The sequence below is a fragment of the Sporosarcina sp. FSL K6-3508 genome (assembly GCF_038615825.1).
GTDB lineage: Bacteria > Bacillota > Bacilli > Bacillales_A > Planococcaceae > Sporosarcina > Sporosarcina newyorkensis.
In genome coordinates, this window is sequence record NZ_CP152016.1 from 1,815,622 (window position 1) to 1,838,652 (window position 23,031).

A 23,031-nucleotide genomic window follows, 5' to 3' on the forward strand; every position below is an offset into this window, starting at 1 on the left:
TTTTTGAAAGTCTTTTACACATGGTTTGTAAATTAACTCGCTGTCTCCGTTTAGAAATAAAAACCCAAAATTAGTAGGCGTTACACCATCAACACTAGATTTCCCTGCCAATAAACTCATTTCCTTCCTAGCAACTTTTCTTCTAGATGTTCTATTCGTTTTAAAAGGGTGTTTGCTTTTCTGTTAGAGCGTCTGTTTCTGGAATATATTCCATTGAATAATTACCTATTAATCCTTGATTGATTCAATTACTTTTATTGAATTTGTAATAATCGGATCTTGCTTTTTCACCTGATCTCCTTCTACGATCGAGATATAATAATTTTCATTCGATAAAGGTAAAAAGTTCTGGTTCTCTGGCTCTTTCTCAAAATAGATTGTGTAATTATGATTGGCCAAGGTATTCAACCCCCAACTTCCACCTAACTCCATGACAACATTTGCTGATATTTTGTTAGCAGCAAAGCCCTTTTTTTCTTCCAACAGTTCACCTACAAAATAATTATTCTGATCTTCTTGAATTACTAACAATTCTTCATCATTCATCGTTGTAATCAAGTCAATATTCCCTTTAATTCCTTCGCTTCGAATTAACTCTTCCAAAGCCGCTTCTTTCGATGGAAAATAGTTTATATGTTCTTTGCTGCAAGCAGTTAAAAGCAATATACCTGCCATCAGTAGAATAACAATAAAGCGCTTAATGCAATTCTCCCCCCTTCTCTTCATCTGCTGGATGGTCCTGCTGCTGAATCCTTTCAAGTAAGTGCTCCTTAACGTGATACTAAAAAAAAAAGGAATAAACCAAAAGAATTCCTAAAATAGTTAGATTCATGTATTTCGAAAAATCATCTTCTTTTTTTCTTATACCTCTTAATCCTGTAAATAAAGTAAAGCACCCTAGTAACAGGACATAGTAAATCAAATATTCAAAACCTTTTGTGGCGAATATGACAATGCCTGATACTACGACTGTAATTGGCAACACTATACTAAGTATATTCAAGCTGTACCTCCTCGTATTAACTACTTTAACAATCTGGATCAATTCAGGTACAGCACTTCTTCGACTCTTGCTCCTGATTGTTATAAGCTCAAGAGACATTCACTTGTAGTGGGCTTCTTCATTTTGCTTAAAGAGAAATTTGATAATGTAATCAATAATTAGACCATAGATTAACCAGAGAAGAAGGTGTAACAAAAATCCCGGAAATAGAATTTTAAAATGTTCACTGTCATACAGAAAACCATGAATGTTAAACATCCATAATATTTTTGCTAGTAAGGGATCGAAGGCGAATACTATGTCTTTCACTGGGTTCCATACCAATTCAAATATATAATGAACGACTGCTAATATAGGCAGCCAAAAGGCAAAACGTTTCAACAGCATGAATTTTGGTCCCCATTTCTTGCTTGGTCTGCTCTATTGTCCATTGAACCATTTACTTAAAATCTTCTTCTTCAGTCTTTTCTTCAAGTAATTCTACTATTTTTTTGTTTGTCTTATTTAATCTTCTTAATTGAACTTCTATCGAAAACAGCGTTATTAACAAAATAATCGTTACAATTATCACCATTTCATTAGACTCCCTTAGTATAAATATTAAAAACATATCACGCTAAATTCTCCGTCAGTCGGAAGAACTTTTACATGGTTAAATCATCAAAAGGCATGGTAAAAGCAAGAACAAAATAAACAAGTACACTAGTAGGTAAAATTTTTATAGGAGTTAGTAATCTAGAAATTATTATTAGAATTCCTTAGATAATTAGCCCAATACCCATGACCTTTTTCGTTTTCTTGCATATGATATTCCACATTATTGTTCGTTTCATGCAACGTTTTATTTCGGTTGCATTATGTAAAATATATAATCCTTCAGGCATTCATCAAAGCTTTTATCCTCTTTTTTCTGAGAAGTAAAGGGGGCTTCATCATATTTCCCCCTTTTAGCAACTATTCCGGACAACCATGTCCTAACAGATATCGTTGTCAAATAACCCAATGAATATCCTTCCCCATCATCCATATACAGGTTAATCGTGGTTGGGATTTCTGTAATTACAAAATTATCCTCCATTTCAATGCTGAATGGAAAGTTGGTTTCCTTGCTCTGCTTCTTATAGAATTTATTACGGGCCTTTTCTGCATCAAATTCATGCAAAGAATTATCCGATTTATCGTATAGATAATATTTAATCATTGTCAGTATTTCCTCCTAGGGTAGTCTTTTACTGATCCGACTCAAGCGGAGTACTGTTCAATTACTTGAACTCTTATAGCTAGACTTTCTTCTGTCCTTAAGATTCAAAAAAGCATCATATCCAAATGCAACTAATAAACCACCCCAGAAAATTAGATGGGATGAAAAGAAATCTTTTTCCATTGATAAATAATAGAAATAGTTAACAGACAACATAAGCATGTACGTGTAGAAACCAAGTACAACACCCTTTTTCCAATTTTGCGACTCTTTTTTATTCATTGATCTAAAGAACATTATTTTAACACCTCAAATCTGCAATCTATCCTTATTTCAAGTGGGTCTAATTCTTACACCATAATAGCTTTTAATTGCACAAATATCTCTTCCTGGAATACTTGTTCAATGATTCAGTGAACAAGATATATACTAATACCACCACCGAATTGATTGATTGTCGCTGTTAAATGGCTCTTTTCTGACACAATCTTGTACGGCAAACGTATCCGTTAATTTAATAAGTTGGTGAGTAAATTCTTTCCGTATCAGTATCGATGACAAAATCAACAGGTATAGCACTGTCATAAGGAATACTTTTATAGTTTAAAATTCTGCAAAATATAGCAGGGAGATTTTTGAGATCACCTGATAATTCTTTTGCCCGCATATAGGTTTGCCTTAATTGTCGTTTATTACATTTTTCTCCAGTAAGCAATACTTGAAAAGAATGACCATCAATTTCAATAATCAATATACCCACCACTGGTTGCTAATCAGTCTTATAGCTTAGATTTTTAATGAAAATTGAGCGTTTCTTAATGCCGCTGTATGCCCCGTTTACTGAAACGATCACTATTTTTTTCCATACTCTGTACAAATAAATTCTTTTCAATCAAACCACCAACCAGTGTTGCTAATTACGACTTAAAATAAGTGACAATTAGGCGAGGTACGAAAAGTAAAATATCCGACAAGGAGAAGGCCATCTCGGCTTTATCTAAACTGTCCAACTTTTGTTCTTTAATAGCAGCTGAAAAATTCACGAGATCTCCTTGGATGGGCTCTTTGCCATTATAAAATTTCATACGAATCGACTGCCCCGTTGAAATAGAAGCATTGTCCATTACCTGGAAGTGGATATGTGGTTCCGAAGAATTTCCCGAGTTTCCGCACAGTCCAATCAATTCACCGGTTTTAACATTTGCACCTTCTTGTACAGTAATACTATACCTTTTCAAGTGCGCGATTAGACTATATTCATTTACGTCATGCTTAATAATTACATAATTACCTAAAAAGGCCTCTTCATTCATCTCTCCCGGAATATTATCACGTATGGTATTCTCGATTTTTATAACTTTTCCATCATTAGGTACATACACATTCTTTGAAAATGCATGGAAGTTTTCATTTTTCAGTCGATTGTTGCTGAACGTTTCTCTATTGTGAGTGATAACCAAATCATAGGCATATCTCTGATTTTCATATACATAATGATAGTTCAAGAATTCATTGACGCCTCCCCAAAAGACCGTCCAATCTTCTTTAACCGGCATCGTATAAGTTTGCTTCGAATAAACTGCATCGGTTTGAGGATACTTTGCATACGGTTTAATTAGCAATCTGTGGATTTGGTTTTCTTCATCAAAATATACAGATATAGCTTTACGTTCAGCAGCATCCACCCAAATATAATGTGTGAGCGGGCCAAATTGAGAAGTGAATTTCACTGAATAACTTGTCACATTTTCATTAAAGCTGGTGATTAGTTCCTCAAATTGATCAGCTGTAATCAGTCTTTGAAAGTCTTTTATACATTGTTTGTAAATCAACTCGCTGTCACCATTAAGAAATAAAAGACCAAAATTAGTAGGCGTTACACAATCAACACTAGATTTCTCAACCAATAAACTCATTTCCTTCCTGGCAATTTTTTCTTAGACAATCCAATCGTTTTATGAAGCGTTTGCATTTTAGTTAGTGTGCTTGTTTACGGAATATAGATCATTGAATAACCTTCAATGATTCCCCAATTACTCCTTGATCGCTTTCATATCTTTTATTGAATTTCTGAAAATCGTCTCTTCCTTTTTTAATCTTAATTTACTGATATACGTAACTAAAAGTATAACCAAGAATAGCAAAGCCACAGCAGACACGAAATCTCCCAAGTCAGTTAAAATTCCTTTTTCAAAAACCCTTTTGATATTCTCTGGATTCAGAATAAGAGCTTTTAAAACCAAGATGACAAAAAAGATAATAGTATAAAAATATAGTGTTTTTAAAAACTTTCATCCTCACTGACCCTTTCCTACCTACTAGTGATACGGAAAACACCGAGTAAAGGTTTCCTAATCTTATCCGTTAGTTGAACTATCACCATATTGGCCGTTAACTTAATTGAATCAAGCTGGTGCAAACGACTAGGAATATCCCCGTAAAAAACCGTTGAAATAAAATTATTCTTCAACCATCTGGTCCGATAGTTGAAGAATGGATTATTCAATAATTTTACTTGCAATAAGGTTCCTAAGTTATTTATGAGGTAAAAAAAGACATAGATTAGCTGAACTAACCTATGTCTTCTATGGTTGAAACCCATTAATTTCGTTGCCTAAAAAGAATGGAGGTCATTATGTTCTTTCATGGTGTATGTTCCTTCAGGCGTCGCTCTCTATCTCCCTGCGACTGTATTCTCCTTGTACTCGAATCCTATTACTACACGATAAAAGCAAAGTATAAAAGGAATAACAGGCAGAGCACATACATCATTGGATGCACTTCCTTAGAACGCTTTTGTGCGACTAAACAAATTGGGTACAGAACAAAACCTAACCCAATCCCGATGACCACACTGGAAGTTAGCGGCATCATAATAATTGTTAAAAATGACGGGATCACAATTTCTAACTTTGTCCAGTTGATTCTACGGATTTCCATGGCCATTAGTGCACCTACAATAATTAATGCAGCTGATGTCACTTCCACTGAAATAACGTGAACAAGTGGTGAGAAGAATAAAGCAACGACAAAACAAGCAGCAATCACGACAGAGGTAAAGCCGGTTTTTCCTCCGACAGCAATACCAGCTGAAGATTCAACGCTGGTCGCAGGTGTTGATGTACCTAAAACAGCGCCAATTACACCCGCAGCCGAATCTGCAAGCAAGCCTTTACCGATATTCGGAATCCTATTGTCTTTCATCATGCCTGCTTGACTCGTTAAGCCAATTAATGCACCCGCTGTATCAAAAAAGGCTACAATTAAGAACGTGAAAATAACTGTCAGGATCTCTGGCGTGAAAATCTCATCTAAATGGCCAAACACAACACCAAATGTTGGTTCCATGCTCGGGATACTGCCAACCATCGATGCAGGCACTTCGATTAATCCGAAAATCATACCAACAATCGTTGTAATAACCATTCCGTAGAAAATACCGCCATTAATGTCGCGTACTAACATAATAATCGTCAGAATAAGACCTAGAACAGCTAGTAGTGTCATCGGTGACGTTAAATCGCCAATCGACACAATTGTATCTGGATTACCGACCACAATGCCACCATTTTTTAACCCGACAAATGTGATAAAGAATCCAATACCCGAAGCGATCGCATATTTTAAATCGATTGGGATGATATTAATAATCTTCTCTCGGATTTTAAATAAACTTAATAGCATAAAAATAATGCCGGCAACAAAAACCCCCGTTAAAGTGACTTGCCAATCAATGCCCATTCCAATACATACTGAGAAAGTAAAGAATGAGTTTAATCCCATACTCGGTGCAATGGCGATCGGGAAGTTCGCAAGTACCCCCATCAGTAGTGTGCCGATAATTGCAGTAAGCGCAGTTGCGGTGAATACAGCCCCGTGATCCATTCCAGATTGACTAAGGATAATCGGATTGACGATCAAAATATAGGCAATCGATAAGAAGGTCGTAATCCCTGCGAGTGTTTCCGTTTTATAGGAAGTACCCCGTTCTGCAAATTTAAAAAAGTTTTTCATATTGGAATCTCCTATTTGCTAAATTAAAGATTAAACGGGAATGTGCCTACCTGTCATTTTAGAAATAATTCATTTATTTCCCTATAATCTAAAAAAAGCTTCGACCACTAGTTGGCCAAAGCTTTTCTACATAAAGGAAGTAAAATATACCAGTATTTCCCCATTCCTTGTAGTCAGCTAATATCGGTAGCTGGTAGAAACTTTCAAGCCATCTTCTTGAATTTATACAAGGTATATCTTTTGTTTTAAAAACAATAGGAAAATAATATCAAGTTTCATGTGAATCGTCAATGGCATAAATTGTAATTGATTTATGCCATTGATGAAGAAAAATATTCGAAACGAAACAAAAATTGATCAGATACTAGATCTACAAAAAAACTACAGTAAAACAACTGAGCACAAAAGCTGGGGAAATCTATATTACTACCCAAGCATCTAGTTATAACGTGGGTGCTTTAGCATCGGTAAGTTATTTAAAGCGATCGATTGCAGTATTATCTTCACCCTTTCTAAAACCAACATGCCATAAAAACGTATTTATGGAGTTAAATTCGATTGAGCATTTTTCATTTTCCTATACTGCCTGATATCTTCAACAACAGTAAACATAAGAACAATCCATAGAATAGGATTGGACAAAGATATTCCTACTTGGGAAACGCCCCCAAGCAATGTAAATACTATAATTAAAATGAACAAATACGATGTAAGTGTAACTTGCCATGCCAAATTGAATGGCAAGGAAGATTCATTTTAATACGATTTAAATAGAATCCAGAAAATAAGATCATTAGAAATAGTCCAATGAAAATTGGTGTTGATAGTCGTAAAAATTTGTTTAACTCAGGAAAGAAATCATAAATCAGTAACATTGTTATAGAAAGTAGAGTGAATACAGAAAATATCCAAGCTTTATTTATCATCTCAATACCCCCCTTTAGCTTATATACGAAGGCTTGGAAGCGCTGGTTTCAACTTCGGTTTACCCATTTACCAAAACTCTAATTCATATATATATTACCAGAAATAGTTCCCTTTCTCTCTCACTTATTGGAAATAAATAGATGGCTACCAGACTTAATAAAAATTCAGCTAACAACTTTCTGATGTCAACTACAAATTTCCCCAACTTTACGAAAGGAAAAAGATGGGCATGCAAGACAATTCTGATATAATCTATGGAACAGCTGTGTAAATGAAAGTCGCACAGTATTTGCATGACGATACATAGGAGACTTGCCGTTAATTTTGTCCCTTCAAGAAAGGCTAGGTTGTCTCAATGAGTAAAATAATGAAAGTTGTTGGGGCCGTTGCTATCATAAATATACTGGCCAGGTTGCTTGGTTTTTATAGGGAAATTGTGATAACGAATCAGTATGGAACGTCGAACACAGCGGATGCCATTGCAACAGCGTATACGATTCCAAATTTTATTTATCTTGTGGTGGGTGGTGGATTGACGACAGCATTTATATCTGTCTATCATTCAACGACATCTGATAAAGCCTTGTATGTTCGAAAGTCGCTTACAACTGTTCTTGCAACTGCAATTTCCGTAACTGCTGTATTAATCATCTTTGTAGATCCGACTTTGAAACTGTTCTTCAAAAACCGGGGTCCTGAAGAATATGCATTGTTACGCACCCTATATCTCTGGATGATGCCGTCCTCAATTATTTTAGTCCTATCCACGTGGATGAGCGGGGTACTGAACGTAAACGGGAAATATAGCCTGTCGAGTATTGCGGTTCTTCTATACAATGCAGCCTTTGTCGGAATTGCTATCTTATTAACCAGTTATTTCGGTCCTGAATCATTTGGGATTGGTGCATTATGTGGTGCACTGTTGATGGGCGGATTTCTTTATACAGGACTTCGGAGATCGAAACTCTATTCGTTGAAACCATCTTTTGGTATGACGGAAGATATTAAGAGATTATGGGTTATCGCTTTGCCGATACTGTTTGGCGGTGCTTCGTTACAATTCTATATTCTCATTCATCGGATTGTATCTGAGCGATTTGGAGAAGGAGTGATTACTTCAGTTAACATTGCTTCGAAGTCGACTGGTTTACCGCAAGCGATCTTGATGACTGCTGTGACAACCGTCATCTATCCTCTTCTTAGTAAAAAAGAGGGAGAAGGCAACATCGAGACAATCCGTGCACTTTATAAAAAAGGAATGATTTATCTATGTGCATTACTTGTTCCGGCAACAGTTGTCGCTTACGTCTTTGCAGAACCGCTGATAAGTCTTGTTTTTGAACGTAGAGAATTTACAAGAGAATCCGTCTTATTGACAGTGCCTATATTTCGTGCGTTTTCTCTGTCAATGTTTTTCCTTGCAGCCAATACCTTTCTCACGCGATTCTACTATGCTAAAGGTAGTTCGATGGTACCGGTACTATTTAGTGTAATTAGCGTCTTGGGTATCAATGTAGCAGTTATTTATTTGATGATGGACTCATTTGGTGCATCGTCAATTGCTTATGGTACGGTTATTAGTGCTGCGGCGAACTTCGTGATGCTCGTTGTATATGCCAGGATAAAGTGGGAATTATAAATGGAAAGATTCTTTTTTGTTTTCTAATAGATGAATAAAGTAATTTGCAGTGTACACTCATTTACTTGATAAGGGATACAATGGAACGACCCACAGGCTGTTCCATTGTGGTTTTCTCAAAGATACTCTTTAATTCTTCCCCCTTAATCTTCTGATATATGTAATTAAAAGTATAACCAAGAATAGAAATGCCACAGTAGACACGATCCCATGTCTGATATAATTCTTTTTACAAAAACATCGAGTGAAGATTTCATAATCGTTGAACTGCCACCATTCTACTTGTTAACTTAATTGAGTTAATCTGTTACTGATCTTTTCCCATTCATGCACATCAGTGAAATGCCGTGCCATCTCATTTGCCTGAGTAGTTACACTTTCAGGATAATCTAGAACCTCCAGCAGTTTGATGGCATTCCTTGTTGTGGAAGGTCCTTCGTGAACTTTATAATCAAATAATACTTTACCGTCTTCAATCGATTCTCTGAAATGATAATTGCTATACAATTCCCCTGCAATTTCTGTTAACTCACTATCATGCGATGCGGAGATTCTTTCAATCGTATTTGTTCCTTTTAAAATCTCGTCAATAAATGAAATTATTGGTTTCTGTTCTTTACTAAGCTTATTGATTCTTTTAAGTGCTCAAAAAACAATCTCTCTAGTTTTCTTCTTTATCGCTGTTAGTGCACATCTGTTTGTGTTACGATTTTTATACGATAAAAAGATGAGAAAAAGGTGAATAGAGTGGATATATTAGTTCCAATTGGGATTGGTTTTGGTAGTAACCTGATTATTTACCTTATAGTTTTGGGCATTTTAAAGGATAAAAAAAGAGCAACTAGTTCAACAGTCATTTCAACGATCTTATTAATTGTCGCTTCTTTTATAATTGGCAGATGGCTTGGAATGGGACTGCTTGTGATAAGTTTTGGAATGTTAATAGCCGCATTTTTTTTCCGCGTGATAAACTCACTAACGGATTCAGAAAATAACGCAAAGAAAAGTTAGACTGGTATAGGTATTAAAAATAAAAAAAAGCACAATATAAATTGCTTCACTTGTACCTACTGGTATGAATAGTTTATTCCATATCCAAGAACATAGGTTTGTGTATATTTGCTTGAATAAAGAAAGTATGTGCTCTATAATCTATTTTACCATTTAAGAAGTCAGAATAAATCCAATATTAATATTTAATATACAGCTATCACAATTACATATACGGAAAGAGTAAATAGACGCTACTCTTTAGTAAAGAATAGCGTCTTTTTACTTTGGAAGGAATCAATTTAGAATTTCTTGAGTGAAGGATTACACGTGTGCCTATTATTCTTGGTCAACATTTTCACCATATAACGCTTTAATCGACTTTGCTATTGCTTCCAAAAAGGCTTCCTCTTCCTGTGTCAGAATTGTAGGAAACGTAAAATTCACACTATCAGCTTTCATTGATTCTTGTGCTTTCTGCATTTGTTTTGCCAATTCCTCTTTGTCATCTACATGTTTCATTGCAATCTCGGATAATTTTACGGCCACTTCAAACGCTTCAGGTGAATGTGGAGATAACCCATCCCTCATCAATTGCTTGATTGTCGATAACCAATCTAGCATTTCAATATCCATTTGAGCTCGCTGCTCTTTCGGAAGGGAAACAAATTGTTCAGCCACGTCTTCTGGATAGTATTCTTTCACCCATTCTAGTTGATCTTGTTCATTTTCCATCTTAAAAAGAAGGGAACTTAACACTTTCCATGTAATGGGCTTTCCTTCTTTCAAAAGAAATTGTATATGCTCAACTGCTTCGATGGATCGATTTAACTCATCTCTCTTTTCCGTTAGGAGTGCATGCTGCCAGGGCAATGACTTTTCAAGTTGTTGAGATGCGTCTGAGTCGTTATCAATTAAGTTTTTGATTTCCTGTAACGAGTATCCTAAAAACTTCAAGGACTGGATTTGCTGCAGTTTCGTTAACTCTTTAAACCCATACAACTTGTGACCAGAGGCATTTTGCTTTGTAGGTATCAGTAATTCTAATTTCTCGTAAAATCTTAACGTTCTAACCGTTGTTGTGGTACGCTTTCCAAATTCACTAATTGTGAAAGCATATTCTTCAGTATCCATAAAACTATCCCTCCATTACTATTGGTGTAACTTTAGTTTAACGTGTGACGTAAGGGAAGGGGCAAGCTAAAAATAATTAGAATTAAAAAATCCCCCCTGTGATGTGAAGAGTTCAGGAGGGATTTCGTCATAATTAGATGAAAGATGTTTTAAATTTCGTTCTTTGACTTTATTTACATGTTGAAAATTTCTTAACAAACATCATGACTGATTGTCCAATGTATTTTAAACACAAGTAAATTGTCTACTTTGTAAAGTTAAGTTCCCACGTTATCCCATTTCTATCTGTGACAATAGCGTGTTTCGCCCCCCAGAATGTGTCTTGGAGCTCCATTTTAATTTCTCCATCCTTGGCCAACTCTTCATAGACGTTGGTAATTTCCTCTTCACTTTCAAGATCAGGACCAAGCAAAATGCTAGTACCTTGTACGGTTTCCTCACCAAAAACGTCAGCCATATACAAAATACAATTTTCGTTAATATGTAATTCAGCATGAATGTACTTACCTTCATACCCCTTGAACATTTCAATGCCATCCGATAACTGGGTGTTTTTTATTTCTCCGCCAAAAACTTTTTTATAGTACTCAATTTCTTCTTTACAATTTTTAATCCTTAAATGTGGTACAATTCTTTTCATTTTAATTCCTCCCTATTTTTGTTTGGTACCTATGCAAGTTTCGTTTATAACAATTCAACTACACTTGTGCTTGATGCTTAACTACAAGGTGTCATCTCTGTCGATTACACGCCTATGTCAAGTCTGTTTGCCCACGGCAAGAAAAATAACATGATCAAATTACTGTCTTAATTCAGGTAGCTGTAAAAAAACTCCTTCTATAAGTACTGTCGAACCAGGCAGAATTTCAATTTCTTTCCGTATAGCCATCCGTTTCCTTATTATGTAGCTCGATTATCCGCTTCAACTTTCCGCCTTTTCTTAGTAGTTCCTGTAGCTCGTTGATCAAATCAATATACACCTTTGGCAACTTCACTTTTAACTTCTGATCTGGAGCTATATTCTGACTAATACTTTTAGCTCCAGTTTCAATGGCAAAATCTTTTGCTTTCTGTAAGGGCAATTCCCCTAGTTTTGATACGCTATTCAGATCTTCAATTGTAGCATTAACATGTAGGATGTCTGTGCGTCAAACTATTATGTTTGTTTTTTACACAGGCACCCTATAAATTAGATGTATTTATTCCTTTCGCCATCCATTCTCTTCCCCATCCGCTCAACCATAACACCGGCATAGCGGTTATAAAACGGCATGTCATCTTTTTTCCCCCACCTGACGAGGAGATGCCCGATAAACACTAGCCAGACAAGCTAGGAAAATCCAGCCAGCCCAAAAGCAGCTAGGTTTAGAATGATGTCATCTTTCATTTCTGAAGTCAAGACTCTACTGGTTGCGGAAAATAAAAACGGCATATACAAAATCCAAAATCGTCGATTGTATCTCCTAAATTGACTTCCTTTTATTGCGATAAGCCGGGCACGAATGATTTTTCCGCCGATTGTCTGTCCCCTCCAAACTGCCGGAAGGATAACGATCAAGAAATAAAAGGCAACGGCAAAAATGAGGGCCTTGCCCAATGTACTCGTCGGCGCAAACAATGGACTTATGAGATTAGCGAGCAGTTTAGCTACCATCACATTTAACAGCACTTCAAACAGCTGCGCGCCAAATGTCGCCTGCTGCTGTCCATCGTAAAACTGTTCTTGCCTGTCCAAGGCATCTTTCGACGGAATGAACATCAGAAAAAGCGGGGCAATCAAGAAACCCAGAACGGCGCCGGCTGTATTCGCCAGTAAATCATCAACATCAAACACACGATAAGGGCAGGCAAACAGGTCGAATACAGCGGTTCGCTGAGTGATTTCAAAAAACAGCGAAACGCCTAACCCCATCAATGCAGCGTATTGCCACTTTTCCCTATTCTTAAAGAAGTACCGTATATAGACACCTAACGGAAATAGCAGAAGAACATTGAAAAATCGGACATAAAAAGAAGGTGCCGACAGCAAATTAGCATACGTAGAAGGAACAATCCAATGGAAATTAACTTCCCGCTGAATATCCCGGATAAATTGGAACGGACGCGTTTGGACAAGAATCTTGCCGGGCGGAACTTCTCCGCAGTTTTGAAAACTGAAAGGCATCGGAAAAATGACTAAAAAGTACGCACTTAAGCTGTAAAAAATAAAACTGACAAGAAGTGCCGTTTTCCAAAAGCTGAAATACCCGTACTTGCGGTATTGAAAAATGGAAAATGGCAATGTCAGCAATACGGCAAGGAACACAAAAACGACGCCGGCAATGAAAATAGGCATTAGATAGGATTGCATTGTTTATCCCTCTTTTATTTGTAGTGTGAACGCCAAGAACAGCTTATTAAGTACATACCCTTTTTCAATTAAGAAACGCAATGGTTGGTAGAATGATTTTAAATTCATTGCAAGCCATATTATTATTGTCTGCATGTTTGGATTTACCATGCCTGACTAATGAAATCTCCATACTAAATCCTTCTTGCCATGCGAGCATTGTTCAATTAAATAGGCCGAGTGCGATCTATAGCTGTTAAACAATCTTCGCCCATTAATTGAAGTAGATTAATCTGTCTTATTTTCTCTTTTCGAACTTGTCTTAAGTCGAGATGGGGTTAATAGTGGTCGATAAAATAGTAACTTAAAAATTCTTTAAAACACACTACTGGTGGATTTTCTGTACAATGCGTATAACCAAGTGCACCAGTTAATTGGAACGGTGAAACTATTTATCAATAAAATGATGGGAAGGAGATATTGCAAATAATAATTCTTCTCCAATTAAAACTTTTTACCGCTTTCATTCGTATTCACTATGAAAATAGGTAAAAGTTTATTGGCAATAGACCATAGACCATACCTAAATGCAATAGGCGAACGAGAGGTTGATGTTTATGAGGAAGAAATCCTTAAAGTTACATAATGAAAAGAATGAAAAACGACTACGAATCATTCTTCTCTTTTTAATGGTCATGATTGTTTTGGTTATAATAGGGGGCAGTTTTATTACAACCAATAAGTTTGGGACGGATCTTTATAAAGCATTCGTCTATCATTTTATTGGAATGTCCTTTTTGTTTGCTGCTGGTTTGACATTCTGTTTACTTATTCTGTATCACGTCTTTTTGATTACTGTTTATAATCCTCAGAGGATCAAAAAATCATCGGTCATCAAATTTGCATGTGGTGGGATATTTACCTTAATCATTACCATAGTTTTATTAGTTTTCGGTGGAACTGCAGCTAAAAAGTCTATCCAGAGTATGAAAGATTATGAAAATGGCGAATGGCAAGTCGAAGACGTATTGGTTATGGATATATATAGGGGATCTCGTGGACATAAAGTGTCTTTTCGTTCTAATAGTGTACTAATTGAAACCGATAAAGGTGAAATGACACTCTATTTTGAGGATTCCCTAATATATAAAGGGGAGAATTATCGTTTCACTTATTTAGATGCAACAGACACGATTATCAAGGTCGAAAATATCATAGAGTAAGTATTCCAATAGTCTATTTTTTCTCCATCATTAACTAAAAACCAAAGCTTTGGGTCATCGCCATATTCAATGATGTTGGCTTTAAATTCGTTTCCACCTTCAGTTTTAACACTCACTTCCTCTATTTGGAAAAACATCCATCTTCTCAATTAGACTTAGACTAACCTTACTTATTGAGCCAATATGAAACAGCCACCTTCTTAATCGAGTCGGTGGCTGTTTATTTATTGTAAGAGCTGTTCATTAACTCAATTTAAATTGGCGATGTGTTTTCCGGATTTCTTGTACAAACAACTGAAATCGTTCATTAGTACATCCTTAAAACATCGATTCAATTGCTGAACGGGCTTGACTACTCAATAAGAAAAAGCTGCGCTGTAAAGGCAGCCGATTGTTCAACTAAAGCGCCCGATAACAGTATAGTGAATTACTGATTTCTAAAATCAAACTTATCTTTCGGTACATCTAGCGAATGTCCATTAATCATTAAAGTGTCATTATCAAGCCACTTTATATCTGCACTATCTTCCTTGTGATTCCAGTAAATATTCTTCGCTTTTCTATCTTTTTGATTAAAGACTAACTCGCCACGTACTGTATATGACGTTGTAGCCCCACCGTTAGCAACGTATGCCTTTAACGTATACTTACCTTACCATCAGGAGAACTTCTTCCGTAAGATATTCACCTGTCGGCAACCTATTCATATCAAAGAATGCCCAATATACTCCATAACCAAGTAGCCCTACAAAAAGCAGCGCTACTACTCCAATTGTAAAGAAAATCGTTTTATAAACTTTCTTTTTTTCGTTTCTTGGTACCTTTTCAGTCCCCACTAAAATACACCCCTATCCAAGAATCTGGCCAGATAATGTAAAATGGGCGCTTCTTTATGCTGTTAAAGCCCCCGATTCTGGAATTGTAGTACTCAATTTTTAACACTTTTCTTAACCAATTTGTCTTTAACATTTAATATCAGTTCAAACAAGAAAAAAGCTAATAACCCACTCCAAAAAATAAACGTTGGAGAGAACAAGCCACTTTCTTTAAATAAATAATAAAAATAGTTTACGGCAGAAACTAGCAAGTAAGCATAAAAACCAAAAATCATTCCTTTTTTAGAGTTGAATGATTCCTTAACACTCATTTTCCTGAAGAACATTATTTGTCACTTCCCTTAACCTTACAAAATGCCCCGTTTCAAGCACAGCGTTTATTCAACATCTGTGCCCGATTGCTTTAAAGCTTATTGGTTAGAATCTTACTCTTCCTTTCGTTCTCCTTTTGCTTGTTGCCAAAAGAAACCAAAGAAAACTAAAGTGGCTAAAATAACACCAAACAAAGTACATGGCCATCGAACCTCAGATTTGAAAACCCAATCCTTAATCAGAAAAATAACAAAGCACTGAACTACGAAAATAACGCTTTTTTGAGTATATTTTTACTAGTCATAGAACCTCCATTCAGAACAAAGTGGCCCGGTTGGTGAGAGGAAACAAAGCCTTGTAGTAGAATTGCGGATTTTTTCTATACTCGCCTATTAGTTTTATATAAAAATGAACCCTAAAATCTTAGCCAGTTGCTTTTCATCACACGCCCGGTTTCGCTTCAAACATATACAACTCATCTCCGTCCAAAAACAGTATCCATTTCTCCCGGTTGCTCACCAATTCCGGTTCGACAGCCGTACCATTCGGCTTGATCAACTCAATTTCATGAACAACCTTACATTCATCACCTTCACGCTGCATCTCAAAAAGTGACCGACCCCATCTTTCCCGATACGCAATGATGGTATCCCCGTTCACCGCAAACGACTGGAAACCCAGACCTTCGGGCGAATAATACACTGTCCGTCCGTCTTTTCGTACTCCAATCTTCGAATCAATACTGAAGAAAAACCAAATCCTGTTTTCAGCATCACTGGTAAGCGCTAAACACTCAAAAATGGAATACTCCTTGTCCTCTTCCATTGAGTCGATCTTATGACCTGACGCATTCCAGCCAACAAGATCGCTACGACCGATTGGTTCCTCCCAGCCATAATTGCCGAAAACCCCTTCATCAAAGTACCCTGTCCAAATTTCCTGGTTCTTCGTAACGTACACATGCTCAATCCCATCGCCTAGGCAAAACGACCGGATCAAACGCCCATTTTTATCATACACCCTTGCGTTTTCCTCAATATTCTGCGCATCATGGTAATACGATCGCGCACCGACAAGCAATATATGTCCATTATCGATCGGCTGTATATAATGATAATTCCACTTCTCTTCCGGCAAATGCACAACTGTCTTCTGACCGTCTTTCACATGGACGACATGATAACTATAGCTTTCTTCCGTAACCGTTGCAGGAAAACAGCCATTAATTAAAGGTGGCCGCTCTTCCGCCAGCAGGACGAATAGATCGTTATCATGGCCGATGGCAATCGAAACAGGATTCGCAGATTTCAGCTCTTCGTTCAGGTTCACTATAGGACTTGAGTGTATTTCGATTGTTGAATTCATTTTTTCCCGTCCACCTTTCTTGGATATAAAAGAGTGTTTCTTAACTCTGGTAGAATGTCCTGTTCTGGCAGGTCTTTGCAGCAAACGTGCTCGATAGTTGCAAACCAATAAGCACGCACTCTTAATCATCGTGTATCTTGTCTGAATAACAATTTGAAAATGTAATCTATAATAATGCCATAGATTAACCACACGAAAAGATGCACCAATAAGCCTGGAAATAAGATTTTGGAATGTTCGCTATCATAAAGAAAATCGTGAATGTTAAGCGCCCAAAATGTTTTTCCTAGCAAGGGATCAAGGGCGAATATTATATCTTTAACTGGGTTATACAACAGTTCAATTATATAATGAATCACCGCCAATACAGGCAGCCAAAAAGAAAAACGTTTCAAAAATGACATGAATTCCCCCCTCGACTTCTTGCCAATTTCACTATTAAATAAACCAGTTATCTAAGAACCAGTACAATTCATTTCACACGACAACAACATGGCATCATTGCAACACAACATTATGAGGCAATAGTGCTCGATTCTCGATTATTGCTACTGATGGCAAGGCGCATTAATTTATAGTGGTTAAACAAGTGTATTTTCAGCATAATTGTGGTAAGGTGAAGATATAAAAAAAAGACCGAGTGCTGTGAACACCCGGTCAGTGCAGCTGACATCCGCTTGAAGTGCGGTTGGCCAGTAATCAAGGTGTTTTCATAAAGAGTAACTACCCTGCTTTCTTGCACGTTAGCGGAGGGTGGTTACTTTTTTCTATTGATGAATAGAGCAATCATCGCTACAATCACTGTTGCCATTGCTGCGAGGAACATTCCAAATTGGAATAGCATGTTCATTGCTTCGTATGTCACCATGTAAACACCCCCTTTCACAAGGGAGTGCCAACCGCCCATCCGCTGATATGTAGCTGCTCACTCTATTCTATCACTTTATCAGATAGAATAGAGTGAATTCTGCAAACATATAAACGCCCTTTTTAAGAAAATGGCTAATCATTGAATATCCGGCCCTTCTTTATGTCGTAAAAGCGCCCGATAATGGAAGATCAAGATAGTGAGTATTGCCTTTTGCTCGTTAAACTAACATTTCCGTTAGTGTAATATGGTTAAAAATAGAAAACCATGCATTTTAGTTCTCTTTGCTAAACATCTAATGCCCTGAGTTCAAATTTTACAGGAAAGGTATACCTCATAGACTCTCAAGATAACACTTAAATGATCTCCATGATGAAATGCAGAGTATCCGAAATACTCTGTATTTTATTGGAGAAAAGTGATGTAATTTGTCAGAACCATCATTCAATTAGGGAGGTAGAAACATGGCTAGATGTACAGCTCCAGTAAGGGGACATAGCTCAGCGCATGCTGCAGCCAACTGTCCAGCATGCAGAGGAAGTTATGGCGGTTACAGGTCGTACTCACCCTCATCTTATTCCCCATTCCTGACAAGTGAGGGCGGCCGAAGTAGCGGCGGAAGTTCTGTCCGTAGTTCAAAACCGCGCTGGTCAGGAGCAGGTTCATCTATATTGTACACACCTGAACAAGTTCGGGCACTCACACCAGTCCGCAACAGAGTCGAAAATCTGGCGAATCAGCCTGACCTTCGGGACGTCTTCCTCTGCCATGCGTGGAATGACCGAAAGGGCGCAGCCAAAGAGCTGCACGATCTACTTGAGTTACGTGGTGTCTCCGTCTGGTTCAGCGAGAAAGACCTTGGCCTCGGTGTGCCAATGCTTCGCGCCATCGACAAAGGCTTGGCGAACTCGCGAGTTGGGATTGTGCTGGTGACCCCTGCGTTGTTACGCCGCCTACCAGCAGAGGGTGTCGCCGACAAAGAACTTTCGGCACTCCTGGCGGGTGACCGGCTTATTCCTATTGTGCACGAGACAACGTATGAAGCCCTCCGAGAAGTCAGTCCATTGCTAGGATCACGAAGCGGCCTGAACACTGCAGAAGAGCCAATGGCAGACGTCGCGGTCAAGCTCGCGGAGCTAGTCATCCTCTAAGCTCTGTTGGTCTACCGAAGTTTGCCGTTCAGATCTCGGTTACTTGGCGAACGCGGTTGTACCAATGTTTAAACCCAGTGCACTTGCATTGGGTTTTTTCTTTGTGGAGAATGGAATAAAGTTTTCGGCAACCGACAGCTTCGAACTAAATGGCCCTTTTCTGAAACAACATTGTTCAGTTAACGCCCTTGTTAAATTAATACGGAGTTGCCCTATGCTCCACACTATGAGTGTAAAAGAGATTGTGAGCCAAGCAGTATTACTCGTAGTTTTTTCCTCGCTCTTCACCTTTTTCAATATAGATACTAAGTTTAAACAAAAAATAATACATAGTATAGGCATTAAAAACATACCTACAAAAAAAGACGCACTAACCACCTTGGTCTCCACCTCAAAAGCTATCTTTCCTCTTAAATAAGATGGCACGTTTGAAGCACAGCCCTTATTCCGTAAGAGCGCCCTTTTGCTTAACACTTTAGATTCATTGATACAGGTGACCAGATAGTAATAGAAATAGAAAATAAGCAAAAATCAAACCAAATATCGTTATATTCATATATGCCCCAAAATTTCCGCTCTCATCTTCTTTACTTTTAATTTCTTTGATCGCACCAGGCACAAGAGCAACACCTAACAGTATTATAAAAAGAGGCATCATTACTATATCTTTTGTGATTATCATAAAAGCTCCGAATCCCACGACTACAACAAGAAAAAACTTGTTAACCATCTCCATCACTACTTTATTAAAGATTTTATAACTATCACAATCCAGCCAGATTTCAGTGAAATAGTTACATTTGCACTTAGCCTGTTTTCATTTCTATAAAGTTAAGGTAAATACCACATCCTCCAAGGAGGAGTACAAATATTTGTTCATATCCTAAGCTTAGACCAGGCAAATAAGTAAATGAAAATAAGGAGAAAAGTATGATGAAAGAGATCGCAATGATACTTTGAAGATACTTACCCATATCCAATTCTTTAAATCCCTCCTTCAGTCCCACAAAATGTACAGATTCAAGCACATTGCTCATTCAACAACTGCTCCCCTTTGATAATCGAATAGCATTCCGAACCGTTTATTTTATCCAGCAAGCATGGTCAGATTCCGTAACAAGAGATTTAGTATCTGTCATTTTCAGCTCTAGTTATGTCGTGGAAACTTTTGTGCTATAAAATAAGCAACAGTGGCAGACAAAAGGGCAAACAACAAGGTAAGTGAAAAAGAACTGCTACTACTGAATATTTCAACTTCTTGAGGTAAACTAGCACTTGCATTCCAGGCTTTACTTACATCAGGAACATATCTGGACGTAAGGAATATTCCAGACAATAATTCAGTAGAAAAAACAAGTAGCGAAAATAGAAATACAAAGCCGATCGTAAAAACAAAGAATTTTTTCATGAATATCCATCCTTTTATTTAATTATCTTCAGCATATTATATTTAACAAAATGCTCTGATTCAAACACAGCGTTTATTTCATATTTGTGCACGATACCGTCAAGGTGGTTCTAAACCGTTGATCTGCCCCGCAGCCGGACGCGTTCGGGAGGGCGGGCGGTGGCTTCGCTCGCTGGGTGTTTCACCAGATGTGCTCCTTTTGCTCCGCTTCACTTGCAAAAACCTTACTTCGTTAAGGCTTCCACTCCAATCAACTAAGTGTGTGCTATAATATTAAGCGCCCTTAAATGCAATAGAGTTGAGATGTATTGAAGAAAGCAAGTTTTGATAAATCGGCCCAAAATATACATTCCTGAATTACAGACAATGTCAGGTTTTTATATATTTTTATAAAAATTGGGCAATCCTATGTTATACAGAAACCTTTGAAAACCATCGTAAATTAATTCTTCTCCGAATCCTGTGCTATTTAAAAACTTTCGGAGCTGTTTAAAGAATTCTTGTTCAGGAAACATTTTATCAAATGACTCCCTAGTGTCAAATTCAAACAAAAAGAGAACGATCATTCTATACAACTCTGGATAATCTGATTCTATGCTCTCTCGATTGGCTAAGAAAGAATCAATGTAATCCGGAAAATAATAAAATGCATTTGGATCAAACAAAGGATCATTTTGTAATTCTTCAAACGAAGAAAATATAAAAGTGGATTTTGAATACCAATTTCCAAGTCCGGCCGCAAAAACGAGAAGAGAATACTTTTATACCTCTGTATCTGAACTAGAGAAGTATTTAAATTAATACTCAAAGTTTTGACATTCCCATTTCTTAGAGGTTATAAATGCACCATACTCCAAGCCATCTACTATGCCTTTAGCTTTTTGAACAATAATAGATGATATTACTATCCCTCCCTTATTTGGCCTGCTTATGAAAATCGGATGCTGATCACTCTTGAAGGAAAGCGCCCATTAACCGAAGAATACAGAATATACTACAAAAGCTACTACTAATACCAAAATCATGATCCCAGTACCCTTCCAACCTAATCCACCGACCAAATCGGAAAGATTGCTTCCGTGAATACTGCTGGCAGGATGTTTTAATTCCTTCTGCCTTAGCCTCTCTCTTTTCTCTTCAGGAGTTTCGTTATCTCTGTTCATTTCTTCGCCTCCTAAGAACTATAATCTGCAAAGTGGCTTAATTCAGGCACAACGTTTATTCAACATCTGCGCCCTTTTGTAGAAAGTCACTTAAACACGGTTTAAATGTGTTTCTTGAAATTTTGTTGGATATTTTAGCCCGTACCCAAACATCCGATCCATCCCAATATGAGCTATCCAAATTAAGCTAATCATCAAAGCAATATTGTTATGCGTCGTTAATCCAAAGATCAATAGTGCTGCTGGAATGGTGTACGTATGAAATAAGTTATACAGAATCGAACCAATCTTAACGTTTTTTAAATACCCAAGCGCTGCCAAGTCTGGTGCTAACAATAAAACTAGAAACACGATCCAGCTAAATTGTAGATGGAAGTAAAAATAAATACTCAACGCCAGAACTGCAAACCCTTCAACATGCAGTAATATTTTATTCAAAAGCCATCCACCCTTCATATTCTTATTGTAAGCCCACTTTTCTCAGCTAAAGGCACTAACTGCCGAATGGGCGTAGATCTGCTCCACTGCAATCTGCGCCCGCTTGAGGAAGATTTATTAATGATATCTTCTGTTCAAGTTGTGACCTTTTCTATAACTCCAAAAAACATAGCCACTAAGACATAGCTGCACCATGCCAATAATTAAAAAGGGGCCAGTTACCATATACATTTCACCAACGGCAATGTACTGAAAAGCCAAACCGAACAAGAAAATTGTTCCCATAACAGCAGATGCATACCAAGAACTCTTCTGTTCTTTTTTAAAACTTAACACTGCTGCTATAAGATTACCGAATCCAAATAGGACGATCGCTAAAATCCCAGGCATAATCCAACTGTTAAAAGGAAGATTGGACACCCAACTGTCGGGATACGGATCGGCAAAAAACGTTCCATTACTCGACGTTATCATTTGGACTCCCAGCCAAATTGCACCCATCGCCAAAAATACATCATAAATGCCCAACACGGTTGTACTAGTTTTACGCATTACCTTCCCCTCCCCAAATAATGACTTATCAACGTTTTAGCATAACTGTTAAACAAAATGACTCATTAACAGAAGGGCGTATCCTATTTTCTTTCATTAATAAATGTATCCAACATCCATTCATTAAATTTTTCTTTCTGTTCAAACTGCGGATAATGAGCTGACTTCTTGAAAGTAATAAAATGCTTATCTTCGGCTGCAATCGTATCGAAATATTTTTTTGCTGCATTAGATGACGTCATGTAATCGTATTTACCCATAACAAAATATAAAGGACTGTCAAGAGTTGATACAATATCTGGTAACGGATTTTCTAGCATATGATTTACCAGCTTCTCTTGAGAGTACCCCATCCCATATTTATAACGAATGACATCTAACAAATTATTAATGTTGTAAACAATACTGGCGCATCCTTCAAAGCCTTCGGGTATATAAAATGCTTCGTCAAATGGCCTTGATACCCACCAATCTTCGT

Annotated in this window: 24 protein-coding genes, 1 pseudogene and 1 riboswitch; of the genes and pseudogenes, 4 read left to right on the forward strand and 21 right to left on the reverse strand. The window is 37.2% G+C overall.

The annotated features are described in order from the left end of the window. Positions 1-228: 228 nt before the first annotated feature. The 6 genes from MKX97_RS08900 to MKX97_RS08925 form a co-directional block, all read right to left on the reverse strand. Complete coding sequence (locus MKX97_RS08900; RefSeq protein ID WP_342535791.1) at positions 229-759, reverse strand: hypothetical protein; 531 nt, start codon at positions 757-759, stop codon at positions 229-231. Positions 760-1,442: 683 nt separating this feature from the next. Continuing rightward, positions 1,443-1,577, reverse strand: a complete 135-nt coding sequence (locus tag MKX97_RS08905) for a hypothetical protein (RefSeq protein WP_342535792.1) — start codon at positions 1,575-1,577, stop codon at positions 1,443-1,445. A gap of 267 nt (positions 1,578-1,844) precedes the next feature. Next, positions 1,845-2,204, reverse strand: coding sequence for a hypothetical protein (locus MKX97_RS08910; protein WP_342535793.1), 360 nt, complete (start codon positions 2,202-2,204; stop codon positions 1,845-1,847). A gap of 514 nt (positions 2,205-2,718) precedes the next feature. Then, positions 2,719-2,955 (reverse strand): hypothetical protein, encoded by a 237-nt coding sequence (locus MKX97_RS08915; protein ID WP_342535794.1) that lies wholly within the window; start codon positions 2,953-2,955, stop codon positions 2,719-2,721. A gap of 166 nt (positions 2,956-3,121) precedes the next feature. Beyond that, positions 3,122-4,111 carry a M23 family metallopeptidase gene (locus MKX97_RS08920; protein ID WP_342535795.1) on the reverse strand — a complete coding sequence of 330 codons (990 nt, stop codon included), beginning with the start codon at positions 4,109-4,111 and terminating at the stop codon, positions 3,122-3,124. Between the two features lie 811 nt (positions 4,112-4,922). Beyond that, entirely contained in the window at positions 4,923-6,218 is a 1,296-nt protein-coding gene (locus MKX97_RS08925) for an NCS2 family permease (protein ID WP_342535796.1), read from the reverse strand. A 150-nt stretch (positions 6,219-6,368) separates the two neighbouring features. Continuing rightward, positions 6,369-6,468, reverse strand: a riboswitch (purine riboswitch). Between the two features lie 1,032 nt (positions 6,469-7,500). On the opposite strand from MKX97_RS08925, the gene MKX97_RS08930 reads away from it, so the two are divergent. After that, entirely contained in the window at positions 7,501-8,784 is a 1,284-nt protein-coding gene (locus MKX97_RS08930; RefSeq protein WP_342535797.1) for a lipid II flippase MurJ, read from the forward strand. A 285-nt stretch (positions 8,785-9,069) separates the two neighbouring features. On the opposite strand, the gene MKX97_RS08935 is transcribed toward MKX97_RS08930, so the two are convergent. After that, positions 9,070-9,291: a MutS domain V protein gene (locus MKX97_RS08935; protein ID WP_009496563.1), complete on the reverse strand. Its 222-nt coding sequence runs from the start codon at positions 9,289-9,291 to the stop codon at positions 9,070-9,072. A gap of 231 nt (positions 9,292-9,522) precedes the next feature. On the opposite strand from MKX97_RS08935, the gene MKX97_RS08940 reads away from it, so the two are divergent. Continuing rightward, positions 9,523-9,795 (forward strand): hypothetical protein, encoded by a 273-nt coding sequence (locus tag MKX97_RS08940; RefSeq protein ID WP_009496561.1) that lies wholly within the window; start codon positions 9,523-9,525, stop codon positions 9,793-9,795. 318 nt (positions 9,796-10,113) lie between these two features. Here MKX97_RS08940 and MKX97_RS08945 read toward each other — a convergent pair whose 3' ends face one another. The 4 genes from MKX97_RS08945 to MKX97_RS08960 all read right to left on the reverse strand — a co-directional run bounded on the left by MKX97_RS08945 (position 10,114) and on the right by MKX97_RS08960 (position 13,258). Further along, the gene (locus MKX97_RS08945) at positions 10,114-10,908 is read right to left on the reverse strand and encodes a MerR family transcriptional regulator (RefSeq protein ID WP_342535798.1); all 795 of its coding nucleotides are present in this window, start codon (positions 10,906-10,908) and stop codon (positions 10,114-10,116) included. A 244-nt stretch (positions 10,909-11,152) separates the two neighbouring features. After that, entirely contained in the window at positions 11,153-11,548 is a 396-nt protein-coding gene (locus MKX97_RS08950) for a VOC family protein (protein WP_009496559.1), read from the reverse strand. Positions 11,549-11,774: 226 nt separating this feature from the next. Continuing rightward, a complete protein-coding gene (locus tag MKX97_RS08955; RefSeq protein ID WP_078816694.1) occupies positions 11,775-11,990 on the reverse strand; it encodes a hypothetical protein in 216 nt (71 codons plus the stop codon). 248 nt (positions 11,991-12,238) lie between these two features. Beyond that, on the reverse strand, positions 12,239-13,258 hold the full coding sequence (locus MKX97_RS08960; protein ID WP_342535799.1) for a VanZ family protein: 1,020 nt from the start codon (positions 13,256-13,258) through the stop codon (positions 12,239-12,241). A gap of 596 nt (positions 13,259-13,854) precedes the next feature. Between MKX97_RS08960 and MKX97_RS08965 the strand changes: the two genes are divergently transcribed. After that, a complete protein-coding gene (locus MKX97_RS08965; RefSeq protein WP_342535800.1) occupies positions 13,855-14,460 on the forward strand; it encodes a hypothetical protein in 606 nt (201 codons plus the stop codon). Between the two features lie 427 nt (positions 14,461-14,887). Here MKX97_RS08965 and MKX97_RS08970 read toward each other — a convergent pair. From MKX97_RS08970 to MKX97_RS08985, 4 genes and pseudogenes are all read right to left on the reverse strand, one after another. Then, positions 14,888-15,052, reverse strand: a pseudogene (locus tag MKX97_RS08970) (DUF5412 family protein); the annotation flags it as partial. 55 nt (positions 15,053-15,107) lie between these two features. Then, the gene (locus MKX97_RS08975) at positions 15,108-15,296 is read right to left on the reverse strand and encodes a DUF5412 family protein (RefSeq protein WP_342535801.1); all 189 of its coding nucleotides are present in this window, start codon (positions 15,294-15,296) and stop codon (positions 15,108-15,110) included. 753 nt (positions 15,297-16,049) lie between these two features. Next, positions 16,050-16,973, reverse strand: coding sequence for a hypothetical protein (locus MKX97_RS08980; RefSeq protein WP_342535802.1), 924 nt, complete (start codon positions 16,971-16,973; stop codon positions 16,050-16,052). Positions 16,974-17,730: 757 nt separating this feature from the next. Further along, positions 17,731-17,841: a putative holin-like toxin gene (locus MKX97_RS08985; protein WP_245799421.1), complete on the reverse strand. Its 111-nt coding sequence runs from the start codon at positions 17,839-17,841 to the stop codon at positions 17,731-17,733. Positions 17,842-18,305: 464 nt separating this feature from the next. On the opposite strand from MKX97_RS08985, the gene MKX97_RS08990 reads away from it, so the two are divergent. Continuing rightward, positions 18,306-18,992 (forward strand): toll/interleukin-1 receptor domain-containing protein, encoded by a 687-nt coding sequence (locus tag MKX97_RS08990; protein WP_342535803.1) that lies wholly within the window; start codon positions 18,306-18,308, stop codon positions 18,990-18,992. Positions 18,993-19,473: 481 nt separating this feature from the next. Here MKX97_RS08990 and MKX97_RS08995 read toward each other — a convergent pair whose 3' ends face one another. The 6 genes from MKX97_RS08995 to MKX97_RS09020 all read right to left on the reverse strand — a co-directional run bounded on the left by MKX97_RS08995 (position 19,474) and on the right by MKX97_RS09020 (position 22,873). Continuing rightward, positions 19,474-19,722 carry a hypothetical protein gene (locus MKX97_RS08995; RefSeq protein WP_342535804.1) on the reverse strand — a complete coding sequence of 83 codons (249 nt, stop codon included), beginning with the start codon at positions 19,720-19,722 and terminating at the stop codon, positions 19,474-19,476. 417 nt (positions 19,723-20,139) lie between these two features. Continuing rightward, positions 20,140-20,400, reverse strand: a complete 261-nt coding sequence (locus tag MKX97_RS09000; RefSeq protein WP_342535805.1) for a hypothetical protein — start codon at positions 20,398-20,400, stop codon at positions 20,140-20,142. Between the two features lie 971 nt (positions 20,401-21,371). After that, complete coding sequence (locus MKX97_RS09005; protein ID WP_009496547.1) at positions 21,372-21,563, reverse strand: DUF6366 family protein; 192 nt, start codon at positions 21,561-21,563, stop codon at positions 21,372-21,374. Positions 21,564-21,653: 90 nt separating this feature from the next. After that, positions 21,654-22,001, reverse strand: a complete 348-nt coding sequence (locus tag MKX97_RS09010; RefSeq protein WP_245799422.1) for a DUF4260 domain-containing protein — start codon at positions 21,999-22,001, stop codon at positions 21,654-21,656. 117 nt (positions 22,002-22,118) lie between these two features. Continuing rightward, positions 22,119-22,553 (reverse strand): hypothetical protein, encoded by a 435-nt coding sequence (locus MKX97_RS09015; RefSeq protein ID WP_078816700.1) that lies wholly within the window; start codon positions 22,551-22,553, stop codon positions 22,119-22,121. A gap of 83 nt (positions 22,554-22,636) precedes the next feature. After that, the gene (locus MKX97_RS09020; protein WP_342535806.1) at positions 22,637-22,873 is read right to left on the reverse strand and encodes an alpha/beta hydrolase; all 237 of its coding nucleotides are present in this window, start codon (positions 22,871-22,873) and stop codon (positions 22,637-22,639) included. Between the last annotated feature and the right edge of the window lie 158 nt (positions 22,874-23,031).

Excerpts from the sequence above, each read along its gene's own strand:
- MKX97_RS08905 (WP_342535792.1), bottom strand. The coding sequence starts at position 1,577 with ATGGTGATAATTGTAACGATTATTTTGTTAATAACGCTGTTTTCGATA.
- MKX97_RS08910 (WP_342535793.1), bottom strand. The coding sequence starts at position 2,204 with ATGATTAAATATTATCTATACGATAAATCGGATAATTCTTTGCATGAA.
- MKX97_RS08925 (WP_342535796.1), bottom strand. The coding sequence starts at position 6,218 with ATGAAAAACTTTTTTAAATTTGCAGAACGGGGTACTTCCTATAAAACG.
- MKX97_RS08930 (WP_342535797.1), top strand. The coding sequence starts at position 7,501 with ATGAGTAAAATAATGAAAGTTGTTGGGGCCGTTGCTATCATAAATATA.
- MKX97_RS08945 (WP_342535798.1), bottom strand. The coding sequence starts at position 10,908 with ATGGATACTGAAGAATATGCTTTCACAATTAGTGAATTTGGAAAGCGT.
- MKX97_RS08950 (WP_009496559.1), bottom strand. The coding sequence starts at position 11,548 with ATGAAAAGAATTGTACCACATTTAAGGATTAAAAATTGTAAAGAAGAA.
- MKX97_RS08960 (WP_342535799.1), bottom strand. The coding sequence starts at position 13,258 with ATGCAATCCTATCTAATGCCTATTTTCATTGCCGGCGTCGTTTTTGTG.
- MKX97_RS08965 (WP_342535800.1), top strand. The coding sequence starts at position 13,855 with ATGAGGAAGAAATCCTTAAAGTTACATAATGAAAAGAATGAAAAACGA.
- MKX97_RS08980 (WP_342535802.1), bottom strand. The coding sequence starts at position 16,973 with ATGAATTCAACAATCGAAATACACTCAAGTCCTATAGTGAACCTGAAC.
- MKX97_RS08985 (WP_245799421.1), bottom strand. The coding sequence starts at position 17,841 with ATGGTGACATACGAAGCAATGAACATGCTATTCCAATTTGGAATGTTC.
- MKX97_RS08990 (WP_342535803.1), top strand. The coding sequence starts at position 18,306 with ATGGCTAGATGTACAGCTCCAGTAAGGGGACATAGCTCAGCGCATGCT.
- MKX97_RS08995 (WP_342535804.1), bottom strand. The coding sequence starts at position 19,722 with ATGGTTAACAAGTTTTTTCTTGTTGTAGTCGTGGGATTCGGAGCTTTT.
- MKX97_RS09000 (WP_342535805.1), bottom strand. The coding sequence starts at position 20,400 with ATGAAAAAATTCTTTGTTTTTACGATCGGCTTTGTATTTCTATTTTCG.
- MKX97_RS09005 (WP_009496547.1), bottom strand. The coding sequence starts at position 21,563 with ATGAACAGAGATAACGAAACTCCTGAAGAGAAAAGAGAGAGGCTAAGG.
- MKX97_RS09015 (WP_078816700.1), bottom strand. The coding sequence starts at position 22,553 with ATGCGTAAAACTAGTACAACCGTGTTGGGCATTTATGATGTATTTTTG.
- MKX97_RS09020 (WP_342535806.1), bottom strand. The coding sequence starts at position 22,873 with ATGCTAGAAAATCCGTTACCAGATATTGTATCAACTCTTGACAGTCCT.